The organism is Streptomyces sp. NPDC005774 (assembly GCF_042871645.1).
Classification (GTDB): domain Bacteria; phylum Actinomycetota; class Actinomycetes; order Streptomycetales; family Streptomycetaceae; genus Streptomyces; species Streptomyces pratens.
Genome location: NZ_JBIAIV010000027.1, coordinates 1 through 14,692, shown reverse-complemented (window position 1 = coordinate 14,692; position 14,692 = coordinate 1). Strand labels below are relative to the sequence as shown.

Below are 14,692 nucleotides of genomic sequence, written 5' to 3'. Positions count from 1 at the left end.
GCGGTACCGTGGTGAGGTGGAACAGCAGGACACCAAGGCGCACTCCCCGGAGCACCGGATCACCACCGCCGAACTGGGACCTTTCTGCTTCGCCCGCTGCAGTTGCGGCTGGCGCGGCCCCGCGCGAAGAGCCAGGAGTCTCGCCCGCACCGAGGGCCGGAAACACGCGGTGGGGTGACCACCGGGTATGCACCCGGTGGTCACCCCACCGATCGGTCTACGTCCTGCGCTCCGCGCTCCGTACAGGAGGAGGGGAAGCGTGCCGCGCGGCCTACGCCGCCAGGTCCCGCCTCCCCGTCTCCGACGACCGCGCCTCTCCGGGCGTCACCCGTCCGTCGGCCCGCCCCCCTTTGATCAGCCAGGCCCCCCGCCGCGACTGCTCGATCGACCGCATCAGCGGGGTCAGCAGCGCCATGGCCGGCGGCGACAGGAGCAGGGCGACCGACGTGCCGAGGGCGAGCCCGCCCACGACGTCCGTCGGGTAGTGCACGCCCATGTAGACCCGGATGAACCCGCCCAGCACTCCGAAGAACAGGCCGATCATCCCGAGCCGCCGGTTGGCCAGGAACAGCCCCACCGCCAGCGCCATACAGAGCGTCGCGTGATCGCTGACGAACGAGTAGTCGGTCTTGCCGTCGACCAGGACCTCGAGCCCTTCATGGTCGAGGAAGGGTCTGCGCCGCTGCACGAACTCGCGGATCGGCACGTTGATCAGGACCGCGACGCCCGCCGCGAGCGGGGCCCACACCAGGGCCGCCACGGTCGGGGCCGCGTCCTCGCCGCCCCGCTTCCTGACGCCCCACCAGCACCACACCAGCATCGCCAGCAGGGCGAACAACAGGCCGAACTCGCCCACGAACTCCATGACATGGTCGAACCACGGAGGCGCGGCCTTTGCCAGGCCGTTGATGTCATACAGCAGGTCGACGTCGGGGTTCGACCCGGAATCGGCGAGTCCAGCCATCGGTGCTGAGGCCCCTTCGTCATCTCTCTCGGCGCACAGTGCCATACGCCATTCCGCCACCCCCGTGGTGTTGTAGGTCCGCTGACTGTTCGGGCTACGACAACAGGAACGCACGACTCCTGCGTGTACGTTCCAACTCCACTGAATGATCACGCAGACGTTACCGAAGAGAGATTCGTCATCGCAGCTCAGGGGGCTGGCTCAACAGCCGGTCAGACCGCCGTGGGGAGTGCTTTCGCGCCATCTTCGGTGACACGGGTGGCACCAAAGTAGTCAGGTGTGTCGATCGGGTCGAATCGGATCACCGCGCCCGGACGGGGCGCATTGATCATGTATCCGCCACCGACATAAATACCCACATGCCGGATCGCCCGCGAATTGGTCAGGTCGTCCGAGAAGAAGACCAGATCGCCGGGGAGCAGTTCGTCCCGCGCGGGATGCGGTCCCGCGTTGTACTGATCGTTCGCCACCCGCGGCAGCGTGATGCCCACACTCTCGTACGCGGCCTTCGTCAGCCCCGAGCAGTCGAAGCGTCCCCCCTGGCCGGCGGTGCCGTTACCACCCCAGAGGTAGAGCGTGCCGAGCTTCTTCTGGGCGTAGGCGATGGCTCCGGCCGCCTGCTTGGACGGGTCGACCCGGCCGACCGGAGCGGCGAAGCTCTTCTCCAGCGAGCGGATGCGCTGGACGTAGTTCTGCGTCTCCTTGTACGGCGGCACCCCGCTGTACTTGATGACCGCGTACGCCCCCGCGTTGTAGGAGGCCAGCATGTTTTCGGTCGGATCCCCCGGGACGTCCTTCACATAGCCCGCGAGGGCGCAGTCGTACGTCGCCGCCGACGGAATCGCGTCGTTCGGGTCCCATACGTCCCGGTCACCGTCCCCGTCCCCGTCCACCCCGTGGGTGGCCCAGGTGCCGGGGATGAACTGCGCGATTCCCTGCGCCGCCGCGTGACTCTGCGCCTTCGGGTTGAACCCGCTCTCCTGGTACAACTGGGCGGCGAGCAGCGCCGGATTGATGGCCGGGCAGAGATTGCCCCAGGTCGCCACGAGCTGCTGGTACGCGGCCGGCACGGCCCCCTTCGCCAGCGTCTTGGCAGCCCCGCCGCCGACCCCGCCCGCGAGGTTCCCCGCGATGACGAAAACCCCGACGGCGAGCAGCATGACGAAGGCGACCGCCGAGCTCCCGGCGACCCCCACCGCGATCCAGGCCTTACGCACCGTCAACCGCCCCTCGCCGTCCAGGAGTCCGCTGCCCACGTTCGGAGTCAGTGTAGAGGCGGGCATCCCCCTCCGGGGTGATCATGTGAGGGGAGCAACGGACGCGCCGCGCGGGCCGGGACACACGACGAGATACGGCGTCACCCACCGCACTCCGCCCACACCAACTTCCCTCCCCCCACAGCCCCCGCACCCCACGAGGACGCACACGCCCGCACCAGCGGCAGCCCCCGCCCGTTCTCGGAGTCGTCCGGCGGCACGTCGAGCGCCACCGCGTCGGTGAAACCCGGCGGCACCCACGGGTCCGTGTCCCACACCCCGACCCGCAGCCGCCCCTCCTCGGCGGCCCGCACCCGCAGGGCATAGGGACCGGTGGTGTGCAGATGTGCGTTGGCCAGCAGCTCGGCGGCCACGAGTTCGGCCGTGGGCGCGAGCTCCCCGAGACCGTGCGCCCCCAGCACCGTCCGCAGGGTGACCCGGGCGATGCGCGGAGCGCGGGGGTCGTGCGGGAGCTGAAGGGTGTAGGACCAGGGCGGGGTTACGGTGGGCATGGAAGTCTCCGATCACTGACGGCAGTTGGTGAATTGCGTACGGTGGTTGCCCAGTGGCGATGTCGATCCGTCGATCGGTGCGCTTCTGGAGCGGGGCGCCGACAACTAAAGTAGCGACGCTCCAGCTAACGCATTAGCTAGATTCTCGAATCTGCATTAGTTGCCACCCTTGTGGGTGACAGTTGCGCCAGGGAGGCGTCAGGACCGTGAGAACCAGGCCGACCGGTCGTCAGCTCCGATTGGGCGTGGAGCTGCGGAAACTCCGGGAGCGTGCAGGGCTCACCGCGACGGAGGCCGGTCAACTTCTCGGCGTGAAGCAAAACCAGGTCAGCAATACCGAGGCCGGACGCATCGGCGTGAGCCCCGAACGCGTGCGCACCCTGGCCCACCACTACAAGTGCGGCGACCCGGCTCTCGTCCAAGCGCTCAGCGACATGACCGCCGACCGCAGACGGGGTTGGTGGGAGGAGTACCGCCAACTGCTGCCCGCCGCGCTGCTGGACATGGCCGAGCTGGAGCACCACGCCACACACTTGCGTACCGCCGTCACCGTGCACATCCCCGGTCTGTTCCAGACCACGGAGTACGCCCGCGAGATCTTCCGACAGGCGGTGCCGGAACTTCCGCCGCCCGACGTGGAGCACCGAGTGTCATTCCGGATCAAGCGGCAGGCGGTGCTCTTCCGGAACCCTCCGACTCCGCAGCAGGTGATCATTCACGAGGCCGCACTGCGCATGAAGTTCGGTGGGCCCGATGTCACACGCGAACAACTCAAGTACCTCCTGACGATGAGCGAGCGGGACCACATCGCCATACAGGTCATCCCGTTCGACGCAGGCACCTTCGCCGGCTCCGGCCAGTCGATCTACTACGCCGAAGGTCCCGTGTCACAGCTCGACACGGTGAACCTCGACCAGTCGCACGGCCCGGTGTTCCTGGACGCCGAGGCGCAGCTGCACAAGTACCGCGTACTGCTCGACCGCCTGGAAGCCGCGGCCCTCGCCCCCGAGGCGTCGCAGCCCTTCATCCACCGCATCCTCAAGGATCTCTGAAGGAGCCCTCATGCCCGCGTTCATCTGGCAGAAATCGTCGTACTGCGGCGAAGGCGACTCCTGCGTCCACGTAGCCACCACCGCCCCGTCCCTCATCAACTGGCAGAAGTCGTCCTACTGCCCCGAAGGCAACTCCTGCGTCCACGTAGCCACCACCGCCCGGTCCATCCACATAACCGAGTCCGCCGACCCCAGCGGAGCGATACTCACCACCAACCCGGACCGCTTCCTGACTCTCATTCAGGCCATCAAGGTGGGAGAGGAGCTGACGGGTAGCCGGCGCCCTGGCATCGAGGTACTGATCGACGCCGGCGACGACACGGTCCGTATCCGTGCCACCGCTGCCCCCGGCACCACCGTCACCACCGACCGGCGCAGATGGGACGCCTTTGTCCTGGGCGTGCGCGCGGGTGAGTTCGACCATTTCGTGGCCTGGTCGTGATACACAGAGTGACGATACGATTCATCACCCACCGACCCGCGCCCCCTTCGGGGACCAGCGCGCGCCGGTGACAGCCGTTGCCCATACGAAACCCGCCAACTAATGACGCCGAGTCGGCATGCGACGGCGTCATCGTCGGCGACAATGGGCGCTGACCTCTGCATGCCCGCAGAGGCACGGAACGACCCGACAGGGGCGGTGACTTACATGTTCTTCGCGGCCGACGAGGGAGACATCAACACCATCATCGGTGGGATCGCTCCCGACTGGGGTCCCTTCGGCAGCCTGGGCAACGAGGCCAAGGTCATGATCGAAGTGATCATGGCGCTCGCCATCCTGATCTGCCTCGGCATCGCCATCTGGGGCGCGGCGAAGCAGCGCATCGGTGCGACGGCGCTGCGGGACACGTTCAGCGCGGAGCAGGGCAAGGGGTTGATCGTCGCCGGCCTCACCGGCGTCTTCATCATCGGTTCGCTGGGCACGGTGTTCACCATCGTGTACGGAATGGCCGTGTAGGGCGCCGCCCATGCCCCTGACCGGGCACGCCCGGCCTCCCCTCCACCCCACCCGCCCGTCGCGCCCACCGCCTGAGGTTGCGTTTCCCTGATGTCGACTCATAACACCGCGCCCGCGCGGGGACCAGCACGGCTACCGTCGTACCAGGAGTACGCGGAGTACGAGGTGTTTCCGCACGACGCTGAGGGGGCGCACGCGGTATGAGTCTCGGAGACGAGTACGAGAACACCGGTGGGTACGGCGGCACGGGCCAGACCCGCACCCGCATGCCGGACAGCGGCGGCGGTCCGCACGGCGGCGGGCGCAGAGGCGGCCGCACGTCGTCCCGCAGCCTGGTCACGGTAGTCGGTGTGGTGGTGCTCCTGATCGCCGCGATCGCCTTCGCGAACCGTGGAGGAGACGATTCCTCAGCAGGCGAGGGCGACGACGACTCCCCCAAGGCGGCGGCGACGGCCCCCTCCGGGGAGGAGCCGGTCCAATCGGCGAACGCCGGCATCCCCTCCGGCTTCGCCCACGACCGCCAGGGAGCGGAGAGCGCGGCGGCGAACTACTCCGTCGCGTTGGGCTCGGCAGAGTTGTTCGACGCCGGCCGTCGGCGCGACATCGTCACGGCCGTCTATGCCCCCGATGTCGCCGCCGCTCGACAGGCGGACCTTGACCGGGCCTACTCCAACGAGGAGTTTCTGACGAACATCGGCCTCGACAAGGCCGGCAAGGCTCCCGCCGGACAGACCTTCGTCTCCCGTGTGATCCCAGTGGGAACCAAGGTCACGAAATCGACCGAGAACAATGCCACTGTCGAGGTCTGGTACACCTCTCTGTTCGGTCTCTCTGGCGAAGGCTCGACCAACCCTGTGACGGAGAGCTGGTACACCACCACGTATCAGCTGTCATGGGTCGAGGACGACTGGAAGATCACGGACTTCCAGCAGAAGGACGGTCCCGTCCCAGTCGGGCGCGACCAGCAAGCCTCCACCGCCGACGACATGACGAAGGCTGTCGAGGAATTCGGAGGGTTCACGTATGCGCGCTAACCACCACTTCCTCAAACTCACAGCCGCTATCGCCGTCGTACAAGCCGCTGCGGTGCTGCTCGCCACCCGTGCCGTCGCTGCGCCCACGCCTACGCCGGCCCCCGAGGGCAGCAACGACCCCTGCGACCTGATTCGCGGCCCTGCCAAGGACTACTGCGACCGAGGCGACGGCGGTGGCTCCTCCGGCGGATCCGGGACCCTCAATGACCCCACCTCCGTCCTCGACCCCCTCGGCTCCCTCGCCCAGGGCTGTGCCGATGCCGCGAGTTGGACGATCAAGAAACTCAGTGCCGCCGTCGACGAGACGGCGGCCGTGGACTTCACGAACCCGATGTTCCGTCAGCAGTACGCCGTCGTCTTCGCCGCGTCGGCGATCCTGACGCTGGTGCTGTGGCTGATGGCGGTCGCCAAACGGGCCGTGCGGGGTGTCCCCCTCACGACGGCCCTGTCCGAGGCGATCGGCTTCCTGTGGCTCACGGTGCTGGCCTCGGCGTTCACCCCGCTGATCCTCTACACGATCGTGCGGGCCACGGACGGCATCACCGAGGTGCTGGCGAACGCGACCGGCGACCAGACGAACACGTTCTTCGGTACCTTCGCCGGGGCCCTGGAGAAGGGCGAGGACATCGGCGGCGGTCCGATCATGCTGATCATCGTCTCGCTGGTGTCGATTCTCGCGGCCGGTGTCCTGTGGCTGGAGTTGGTCATCCGGGCCGCGCTGCTCTACGTGGGCGCGCTGCTGGGCACGGTCGTGTACGCGGGGCTGGTCGACAAGAACCTGTGGGGGCACGTCCGGCGCTGGGCGGGCATCATGATCGCGGTGATCCTGGTGAAGCCGGTCATCGTCATAGTGCTGGGCCTGGCGGGCGCACTGTCCGCCGACGACGGACCGAACGCGTTCTCCGCCGTGGTGTCGGGTCTGGCAATCATCCTGCTCGCCATCTTCGCGTCGGCGATGATCTACCGTTTCGTCCCCGGCTTCGGCGACGACATCGCGAACTCCCGCAACAACCGCATCATGCAGGGCGCCGAGAGCAAGGCCGCCGCCGTGATGAGCTCCCCGGCGACCATGGTCGCGCAGGGCATCAAGACCCACAGCACGCGCGCCGACAGCAACGGCGGGGGCCAGTCCTCCGGCGGCGGCGCCCGTCCGTCCAACCCCGTCTCCGGCGGAGTCGCCGCGCACAGCGCACGTCCCTCGGACAGCGGTGGCGGAGCCTCCGCACCCGCCCCCCGTCAGGGCAGTCCGGTGAGCACGCCCCACGGGAACCGCAACAGCAGCAGCACAGGAGGTGAAGGGCGTTGACGACCGAAGCACACATGTCCCATCCGGTCACGCCCCGCCGTACGTATCTGATCGGCCGGGCCCGGCCGAACGCGATCGTCGGCCGCAATCGCGAGACCGGTGAGATCGCGCTGATCATCGTGGGCGCGTTCTTCGGCATGATGGCCGGTCTCCTCGTCCCCGTCCTGTCCCTGCGGATCGTGCTGCTCGCGGGCCTCCCGATGATCGCGCTGGCCGCCGTGTACGTCCCGTACAAGGGCCGCACCTTCTACAAGTGGTTCGAAATCAACCGCAGCTACAAGCGGTCCCTGCGCCAGGGCACGACGTACCGCTCGGGCGTCGTCGAGGCCGGCATCCGGCTCGACGGCCGGGAGGTCGAGGTCGGCCCGCCGCCGGGGATCGGCCGGATCACCTGGCTCGCCGCCCCCTTCGGGCCCGACGAGATCGCCGTCCAGTTGCACGCGGACCGCAAGACGGTGACCGCCGCCATCGAGATCGAGGGCCCCGGCGTCGGCCTGCGCGACTCGGAGGACCAGGAGGCGCTCGTCGACCGGTTCGGCACGCTGCTCAAGCACGTGGCCAACGGCGACGGCTTCGTCACCCGCATCCAGATGCTCGCCCGCACACTGCCCGCCGACCCCGACGCGCACGCCAAGGACGTCTCGCAGCGCGGGGACGAGAAGGCGCCGTACTGGCTCCAGCAGTCTTACGACCAGCTGCAGTCCATGGTGTCGACCAGCAGCGAGCAGCACCGCGCGTACCTCGTCGCCTGTATGCACTTCAACCGCGAGCTGGCCTCCGAGGCCAACGCGATGGCGCGCGCGATCCGCACCCAGGGGCGCCGCAAGGTGGACCGGGACGCCGGACTGGCCGTCGTCATGGCCCGTGAGCTGACCGACATCTGCTCCCGGCTCCAGGAGGCCGACATCCGCGTACGGCAGCCGCTCGGCCAGAGCCGCCTGTCCTCGCTGATCCACTCCATGTACGACCCGGACCACCCGATCGACCACATCCAGGCGATGACCAAGCGCAACGCCTGGCCGGCCGAGCTCGACGCCATGGAGCCCACCTACCTCCAGGCCAAGACCCGCGAGTCCTCCACCCGTGCCCCCTGGTGCCACGCCACGGCCTGGGTGAAGGAGTGGCCGATGACCCCGGTGGGCGTCAACTTCCTGGCGCCGCTCCTCGTCCACACCCCGGACGTGATCCGCACGGTCGCCGTGACGATGGACCTGGAACCCACCGAGGTCGCCATCGAGCGCATGCTGACGGAGAAGACCAACGACGATGCCGAGGCGTCGCGCGCCGCGAAGATGAACCGCACGGTCGACCCGCGCGACATCGCCGCCCACGGCCGGCTCGACCAGCGCGGCGAGGACCTCGCCAGCGGCGCGGCCGGCGTCAACCTCGTCGGCTACATCACCGTCTCCTCCCGCAACCCCGAGGCCCTGGCCCGCGACAAGCGGACCATCAGGGCCTCGGCCGGAAAGTCGTACCTGAAGCTGGAGTGGTGCGACCGCGAGCACCACCGCGCCTTCGTGAACACACTCCCGTTCGCCACCGGCATTCGAAGGTAGGGGCTGAGTTCTGATGCGGGATCCGCTGTCCGTCGTCACCGACGCCTTCACGTCGTTCCTGTTCGGGAAGGTCGAGACGACACGGCTGCCGGTGCGCACTTCCACGGGCCAGGCGCAGGCCGTCTACCTCCCGACCGCCGCCCCCGGCCTCGGCGACTCAGGCGTGATCATCGGCCGCGAGGTGTACTCCGGCAAGGGCTACATCTACGACCCGTTCCAGCTCTACGGCCAGCAGCTGCCCGCACCGCACTGGCTGGTCCTCGGGGAGTCCGGCAACGGCAAGTCGGCGCTTGAGAAGACGTACGTCATGCGCCAGCTGCGCTTCCGCGACCGCCAGGTCGTCGTCCTGGACGCCCAGGGCGAGGACGGTGCCGGCGAGTGGAACCTCATCGCGCAGGAACTCGGCATCACCCCCATCCGGCTGGACCCGACGGCCGCCCTGGACCACGGCATCCGGCTCAACCCGCTCGACCCGTCGATCACCACGACCGGCCAGCTCGCCCTGCTGCGCACCATCATCGAGGTCGCGATGGGACACGGCCTGGACGAGCGCGCCGGCTTCGCGCTGAAGGTCGCGCACGCCTTCGTCACCGAGACGATCGTCGAACGCCAGCCGGTCCTCACCGACATCGTCGAGCGGCTGCGCCACCCCGAGGCGGAGTCGGCGGAGGCGATGAACGTCGCCATAGACGACGTTCGGGCCTGGGGCCTGGACGTCGCCCTGGTACTGGACCGGCTCGTCGACGGTGACCTGCGCGGCATGTTCGACGGCCCGACCACGGTCGGCATCGACCTGGACGCGCCGCTGATCGTCTTCGACCTGTCCCACATCGACCGCAACTCCATCGCGATGCCGATCCTGATGGCGATCGTCGGCGTGTGGCTGGAGCACACCTGGATCCGTCCCGACCGGAAAAAGCGCATCTTCCTGGTCGAGGAAGCCTGGCATATCATCAACAGCCCGTTCGTGGCACAGCTGTTCCAGCGGCTGCTCAAGTTCGGCCGCCGGCTGGGCCTGTCGTTCGTCGCGGTCGTCCACCACCTGTCCGACGTCGTGGACGGGGCGGCGGCGAAGGAGGCGGCGGCCATCCTCAAGATGGCGTCCACCCGGACCATCTACGCCCAGAAGGCCGACGAGGCACGGGCGACGGGCAGAGTGCTGGGCCTGCCCCGATGGGCGGTCGAGATCATCCCCTCGCTCACCCCGGGCATCGCCGTCTGGGACGTCAACGGCAACGTACAGGTCGTCAAACACCTCATCACCGACACCGAACGCCCCCTGGTCTTCACCGACCGCGCGATGACCGAGTCCTCCGTGGAGTTCGCCGCCGCCGGCGACGCCCTGCGCGCCGCCGAACTGGAGGCGGAGCAGCGGGCGGCGGCCTTCGTCGAACAGCACATCGGCGACTCCGAATCGACGGTGGCGTAGGGGGAAGGAATCCCACGTGAGACCGGACGGGCACAGCGGCGGACAGGGCAGCGTGCAGGGCGGCGGACAGGGACGGGGTGGCCAGGGCGGCATCCCGGACGGGCTGCTGGTCGGGCTGCTCGCGTTCCTGCTCGGCATCGCCCTGCTGGTGTGGACGGCCACGGGCCTCGCGGCCCTCTTCGCCCACGGCTCCTGGCCGTCCGGCGTCACCTTCACCGACACCCCGGTCGCCATAAGCCACCTCATCGCCGACCCCCGCGACATCCCGGGCGCCTGGCCGGGCACCCCGGCATCCGCCCTCTCGGGGTACGGGCTGTTCTGGGGTCTGTTCATCGGTCAGCTGATGCTGCTCGTCGTCCTCACCGTCTTCGTCCTGGGCACGCTGGCCCGCTGGCGGGCCGTACGGGCCCGGCAGAAGGCGGAGCGAGCGGCAGAATGCGCGGCAGCCGCGACCGCGGCAACAGCTGCGACAACGGCACCGGCACCGGCTCCGGCACCGGCGCCGGAGCCGGAGCCGGGGCCGGGGCCGATCCAGCACGAGGTACCGACCCCGAGAACGGCCCCCGAGCCCGTACGTGAACGGGGACGAGACCAGGAGACGGCGCCGCTGCCCGTCACGGCACCTGCCACGGCGCCGCCGCGGCAAGCCGCCCCCACCGAGACCCTCCCTCCCTCGACGGACCTGTCGAAGGCACCGGCCCTGTCGAAGGCGCCGGAGGTGCCGGGCGTGCCGGAGGTGTCCCGCCCGGTGTTCTACGGCCTCCCGGACACCCGCTGCGGCACCGCCGCCGTGGCCGTACGGGACGCGGAGGGCCCCGTCCTCGTCCTCACCTCGAACCCCGCCCTCTGGGAGGAGACGAAGGACGGCCGGGCCAAGCTCGGCCCGACCCACCTCTACGACCCGACCCACCGCTGCGACACCCCGGCCCGTCTCCACTGGTCGCCCATCAGCGGCTGCGAGGACAAGGACACGGCCGTCGCGCGCGCCGTCGCCCTGCTGGCCCCGGTCCGTCCCGCCTCCCGGCTCGACCAGGCCGTCAGCGACACCGCCCAGCTCCTCCTGCGGAGCTATCTGCACGCCGCCGCCATCGACGGCCGTACCGTCCGCCACCTCCACCGCTGGGCGCAGGGCACCCAGGTCCAGGACGCCGTACGCGTCCTGCGTACCCACCCGAAGGCCGCCCCTGGCGCCGCGGGCGAACTCGAGGCGACCCTCACCGCGTACCCCGAACGCCGGGACATCGCCCAGCAGCTGACGACGCGTGCGCTGTCGGCCCTGTCCACGGTCAACGTCCGTGAAGCCTGCACACCCAACCGAACTGATGCGCTCTCTTTGGATTCCTTTGTCCACGAAGGGGGCACGCTTTATGTGGTGGGTGAATCCATCGAGGATCCGCGCACCCATCCGGGTGCGATGCCGTTACTGACGGCCCTCACCGCGAGCGTGGTCGAGCACGGCCGACGCATGGCCGAACGGTCATCCTTCGGTCGGCTCGACCCACCATTCACCCTGATCCTGGACGACGTGGCGGCCGTGGCCCCCCTCCCCCAGCTCCCGGACCTCCTCACCACCGGCCCGGCCCGGGGCATGCCCACCCTGGCCCTCCTCCGCTCCCGAGAACAGGCCCGGACGCGCTGGCCCCACGACGAACTACCGGTGTAGGCACCGCAGGTCAGCGCTCGACGACCATCTCCAGCTCGTGCTCGTCCGGCTTCCCCTCCAGCAGCACGGTCACCCCGCTCTCGGTGAATCCCGCCTTACGGTAGAAGCCGAGAGCGCGCCCGTTCCCGGGGTGCACGATGAGCCGCGCCCGTTCCACGCCCTGCCCCCACGCCCACTCCAGCGCGGCCTCGAACAGAGCTTTGGTCACCCCGCTCCCCCGGTGCTCGGACGCCACATACACCCCGACGAGATGCCCCTGCCGACGTTTGACGGGCACCCCGGCCCAGTCCGTCGTACCCGCCTCCTCGACCACCACGGCCACCGTGCCCACCAGCGCACCGTCCATCGTCTGCGCGACGAACTGCCGCACCCCGCCGGCCCCTTCGGTGGCGTTCGCGGTCCGCTCCCGCCAGTATTCGTCAGGACGCACCGCCGCCGCCTCGTAGGTGTCCAGGAACGCGATGTCCGCGACCGGATCCCGCAACGCGGCCAGCCGCAACGCCTTCACCGCCGCCCACTCCCCGGCCCGCACGGACCGGACCACGTACTCCCCGAAGACGGTGCCGAGGGCTTCCCCGGCAGGCGTAGCACCAGTACTCATACCGGCCACCGTAGTCCCCGGGTACTACCCCCCTCACCAGGATTACTGCCCATGGTCCGACGCCCTCGACTCCCGCACGGACGAGCATCGAAGCCCTGGGGTTTTCCACGACGGACGGACCGACCACCATGGACCGCGTGGCGACGGAAGCGACGAGAACGACAGCACCGAGGACGAAGAAGGCGACGGAGGACAGACCCACCGGTGAACAACGCGTCGCGGAACCCCTCACCCGGTTCGTCCAGCGCGTCACCCGGCGGGTCCGCGCCTTCGACCGGCGCCACCCGCTGCCGTGGGACCTGCACGTCACCGGGTTCTGGGTGACCGTCGCCCTCATCGACGTCCTCGGCGGCGGCTGGCTCACCACCACCCACAACCCCGGCACGCCGGACCGGCTCCTTCTGACGCTCAGCCTCGGCCTCTCCGTCCCCCTCCTGCGGCGCCGCACGCACCCCGCCGCGGTCCTGCTCGCCATGGCCCCGTTCGCTCTGGTCAACGCCTGGACCGGCACCGCCCTCCAAGCGGCCCTGCTGCAACTCGTCGCCGTCTACCACGTCGCCCTGCGCCTCCCCCTGCGCAACCTGTGGTGGACGACCGCCCTCGTCCTCACTCCCGTCGCGGTCTCCGCGGCCCGCCACGGGGAGGAGGGCGCCTGGAGCCAGCAGATCGGCTCGCAGCTGACGTCCGTCGTCGTGGTGGCCCTCATCGGCATCACCGTCCGCACCCGGCAGAACCACACGGAGGCCCTGGAGGACCGCGCCCGCCGCCTCGAGATCGAACGCGACCAACAGGCCCAGCTCGCCACCGCCGCGGAACGCGCCCGTATCGCCCGCGAGATGCACGACATCATCGGCCACAACCTCTCCGTCATCACGGGCCTGGCCGACGGCGGCAAGTACGCGGCCACCAAGTCACCGGAACGCGCCGCCCAGGCACTCGACGCCATCGGCACCACCAGCCGCCAGGCCATGAGTGAACTCCGCCGCCTCCTGGACGTCCTGCGGGACGACGAGGACGGCCATCACCCCGCCGAACTGACGCCCCAGCCCACCCTCACCGACCTCGAACAGCTCATCAACGGCGTCCGCGCCGCGGGCCTCCCCGTCCACACCACGGCCGAAGGCCGGGCCGACCTCCCCGCCGGCCGCCAGCTCACCGTCTACCGCGTCATCCAGGAAGCCCTCACCAACACCCTCAAGCACGCCGGCCCGAACACCACCGCCGAGATCACCCTCGCCTACGGCGACCAGAGTGCCGTCACGGCCACGATCACCGACACCGGCACCGGCACCGGCACCGGCACCGGCACCGGCACCGCAGGCAAGTTCACTCCCGCCGACGGCCGAGGCCTCCCGGGAATGCGTGAACGAACCGCCCTGTACGGCGGCACACTTGAGGCCGGCCCACGCCCCCACCCCGAACAGGGCTGGCGCGTCCACCTGCACCTCCCGGAGGAAACCCCGCAGTGACCACCGTCCTCATAGCCGACGACCAGCCCCTCCAGCGCTTCGGCTTCCGCATGCTGCTGGAGAGCCAGGACGACATGACGGTCCTCGGCGAGGCGTCCGGCGGCAGCGAAGCGATCCGTATGACAGCCGAACTGCACCCCGACGTCGTCCTGATGGACATCCGCATGCCCGGCATGGACGGGATCGAAGCCACCCGCCGCATCGTCGCCGCCGGCGACCGCACCCGCGTCCTCATCCTCACGACGTTCGACCTCGACGAGTACGCCTACGCAGGCCTCCGCGCCGGCGCTTCCGGCTTCCTCGTCAAGGACGCCCAGCCGGAGGAACTCCTTTCCGGCATCCGCTCCGTGGCCACCGGCGACGCGGTCGTCGCCCCCAGCCTGACCCGCCGTCTCCTGGACGCCTACGCCCACCACTTGCCGACGTCCACCCACCAGGACCACACCACGCCCACGAGCCCGTACACCGACCCCCGGCTGAACACCCTCACCGAGCGCGAACGCGAGATCCTCACCGTCATCGGCCAGGGCTGGACCAACACGGAAATCGCCACCCGCCTCCACCTCGCCGAATCAACGGTGAAGACCCACGTCAGCCGCGTCCTCGCGAAGACGGGCTCGAGGGACCGCATCCAGGCGGTGATCCTGGCCTACGACACCAAGCTGGTGAAGCCGTCATAAACAAGGCTCCAAACGCAGGAAAGCCCCGTGCCATCGGCACGGGGCTTTCCCATTCAAGAATTGTTCGGCGGCGTCCTACTCTCCCACAGGGTCCCCCCTGCAGTACCATCGGCGCAATAAGGCTTAGCTTCCGGGTTCGGAATGTAACCGGGCGTTTCCCCTACGCTATGACCACCGAAACACTATGAAACAGACAACAACCGCACCACGCC

Annotated in this window: 15 protein-coding genes and 1 rRNA gene; 11 read left to right on the top strand and 5 right to left on the bottom strand. The window is 69.3% G+C overall.

Annotated elements, in window-relative coordinates:
* Positions 1-16 precede the first annotated feature (16 nt).
* Entirely contained in the window at positions 17-178 is a 162-nt protein-coding gene (locus ACFYQA_RS23325) for a hypothetical protein (protein WP_388920998.1), read from the top strand.
* A 93-nt stretch (positions 179-271) separates the two neighbouring features.
* Here the strand turns inward: ACFYQA_RS23325 and ACFYQA_RS23320 are convergent, their stop codons facing one another.
* The 3 genes from ACFYQA_RS23320 to ACFYQA_RS23310 form a co-directional block, all read right to left on the bottom strand.
* Positions 272-964, bottom strand: coding sequence for a phosphatase PAP2 family protein (locus tag ACFYQA_RS23320; RefSeq protein ID WP_388920995.1), 693 nt, complete (start codon positions 962-964; stop codon positions 272-274).
* Positions 965-1,176: 212 nt separating this feature from the next.
* A complete protein-coding gene (locus ACFYQA_RS23315) occupies positions 1,177-2,187 on the bottom strand; it encodes an NlpC/P60 family protein (RefSeq protein WP_388921213.1) in 1,011 nt (336 codons plus the stop codon).
* Between the two features lie 134 nt (positions 2,188-2,321).
* The gene (locus ACFYQA_RS23310; protein WP_388920992.1) at positions 2,322-2,732 is read right to left on the bottom strand and encodes an ATP-binding protein; all 411 of its coding nucleotides are present in this window, start codon (positions 2,730-2,732) and stop codon (positions 2,322-2,324) included.
* Between the two features lie 206 nt (positions 2,733-2,938).
* On the opposite strand from ACFYQA_RS23310, the gene ACFYQA_RS23305 reads away from it, so the two are divergent.
* The 8 genes from ACFYQA_RS23305 (at position 2,939) to ACFYQA_RS23270 (ending at position 11,730) form a co-directional block, all read left to right on the top strand.
* Positions 2,939-3,784 carry a helix-turn-helix domain-containing protein gene (locus ACFYQA_RS23305; protein WP_388920989.1) on the top strand — a complete coding sequence of 282 codons (846 nt, stop codon included), beginning with the start codon at positions 2,939-2,941 and terminating at the stop codon, positions 3,782-3,784.
* Between the two features lie 10 nt (positions 3,785-3,794).
* Positions 3,795-4,226 carry a DUF397 domain-containing protein gene (locus ACFYQA_RS23300; RefSeq protein ID WP_388920987.1) on the top strand — a complete coding sequence of 144 codons (432 nt, stop codon included), beginning with the start codon at positions 3,795-3,797 and terminating at the stop codon, positions 4,224-4,226.
* A gap of 207 nt (positions 4,227-4,433) precedes the next feature.
* Positions 4,434-4,742, top strand: coding sequence for a hypothetical protein (locus ACFYQA_RS23295; RefSeq protein WP_332429070.1), 309 nt, complete (start codon positions 4,434-4,436; stop codon positions 4,740-4,742).
* 200 nt (positions 4,743-4,942) lie between these two features.
* On the top strand, positions 4,943-5,776 hold the full coding sequence (locus tag ACFYQA_RS23290; protein ID WP_388920984.1) for a hypothetical protein: 834 nt from the start codon (positions 4,943-4,945) through the stop codon (positions 5,774-5,776).
* A complete protein-coding gene (locus ACFYQA_RS23285) occupies positions 5,766-7,082 on the top strand; it encodes a hypothetical protein (RefSeq protein ID WP_388920981.1) in 1,317 nt (438 codons plus the stop codon). The genes ACFYQA_RS23290 and ACFYQA_RS23285 overlap by 11 nt, the downstream gene beginning before the upstream one ends.
* 14 nt (positions 7,083-7,096) lie before the next feature.
* Positions 7,097-8,638, top strand: a complete 1,542-nt coding sequence (locus tag ACFYQA_RS23280; RefSeq protein ID WP_388921210.1) for an SCO6880 family protein — start codon at positions 7,097-7,099, stop codon at positions 8,636-8,638.
* 13 nt (positions 8,639-8,651) lie between these two features.
* The gene (locus ACFYQA_RS23275; RefSeq protein WP_388920978.1) at positions 8,652-10,067 is read left to right on the top strand and encodes an ATP-binding protein; all 1,416 of its coding nucleotides are present in this window, start codon (positions 8,652-8,654) and stop codon (positions 10,065-10,067) included.
* A gap of 16 nt (positions 10,068-10,083) precedes the next feature.
* The gene (locus ACFYQA_RS23270; protein WP_388920975.1) at positions 10,084-11,730 is read left to right on the top strand and encodes a type VI secretion protein; all 1,647 of its coding nucleotides are present in this window, start codon (positions 10,084-10,086) and stop codon (positions 11,728-11,730) included.
* A gap of 10 nt (positions 11,731-11,740) precedes the next feature.
* On the opposite strand, the gene ACFYQA_RS23265 is transcribed toward ACFYQA_RS23270, so the two are convergent.
* On the bottom strand, positions 11,741-12,331 hold the full coding sequence (locus tag ACFYQA_RS23265; RefSeq protein WP_388920972.1) for a GNAT family N-acetyltransferase: 591 nt from the start codon (positions 12,329-12,331) through the stop codon (positions 11,741-11,743).
* Between the two features lie 128 nt (positions 12,332-12,459).
* On the opposite strand from ACFYQA_RS23265, the gene ACFYQA_RS23260 reads away from it, so the two are divergent.
* Both ACFYQA_RS23260 and ACFYQA_RS23255 read left to right on the top strand, forming a co-directional pair.
* Positions 12,460-13,800 (top strand): sensor histidine kinase, encoded by a 1,341-nt coding sequence (locus ACFYQA_RS23260; protein ID WP_388920970.1) that lies wholly within the window; start codon positions 12,460-12,462, stop codon positions 13,798-13,800.
* Positions 13,797-14,480, top strand: a complete 684-nt coding sequence (locus ACFYQA_RS23255; protein ID WP_388920968.1) for a response regulator — start codon at positions 13,797-13,799, stop codon at positions 14,478-14,480. Before ACFYQA_RS23260 ends, ACFYQA_RS23255 begins: the two co-directional genes overlap by 4 nt.
* 62 nt (positions 14,481-14,542) lie before the next feature.
* Here ACFYQA_RS23255 and rrf read toward each other — a convergent pair.
* Positions 14,543-14,659, bottom strand: a 5S ribosomal RNA gene (gene rrf / locus ACFYQA_RS23250).
* Positions 14,660-14,692: the final 33 nt, after the last annotated feature.

Bases quoted from the DNA above. Each gene is read 5' to 3' on its own strand.
- ACFYQA_RS23320 (WP_388920995.1), bottom strand. From the start codon at position 964: ATGGCTGGACTCGCCGATTCCGGGTCGAACCCCGACGTCGACCTGCTG.
- ACFYQA_RS23310 (WP_388920992.1), bottom strand. From the start codon at position 2,732: ATGCCCACCGTAACCCCGCCCTGGTCCTACACCCTTCAGCTCCCGCAC.
- ACFYQA_RS23300 (WP_388920987.1), top strand. From the start codon at position 3,795: ATGCCCGCGTTCATCTGGCAGAAATCGTCGTACTGCGGCGAAGGCGAC.
- ACFYQA_RS23295 (WP_332429070.1), top strand. From the start codon at position 4,434: ATGTTCTTCGCGGCCGACGAGGGAGACATCAACACCATCATCGGTGGG.
- ACFYQA_RS23290 (WP_388920984.1), top strand. From the start codon at position 4,943: ATGAGTCTCGGAGACGAGTACGAGAACACCGGTGGGTACGGCGGCACG.
- ACFYQA_RS23285 (WP_388920981.1), top strand. From the start codon at position 5,766: ATGCGCGCTAACCACCACTTCCTCAAACTCACAGCCGCTATCGCCGTC.
- ACFYQA_RS23280 (WP_388921210.1), top strand. From the start codon at position 7,097: ATGTCCCATCCGGTCACGCCCCGCCGTACGTATCTGATCGGCCGGGCC.
- ACFYQA_RS23275 (WP_388920978.1), top strand. From the start codon at position 8,652: ATGCGGGATCCGCTGTCCGTCGTCACCGACGCCTTCACGTCGTTCCTG.
- ACFYQA_RS23265 (WP_388920972.1), bottom strand. From the start codon at position 12,331: ATGAGTACTGGTGCTACGCCTGCCGGGGAAGCCCTCGGCACCGTCTTC.
- ACFYQA_RS23260 (WP_388920970.1), top strand. From the start codon at position 12,460: ATGGACCGCGTGGCGACGGAAGCGACGAGAACGACAGCACCGAGGACG.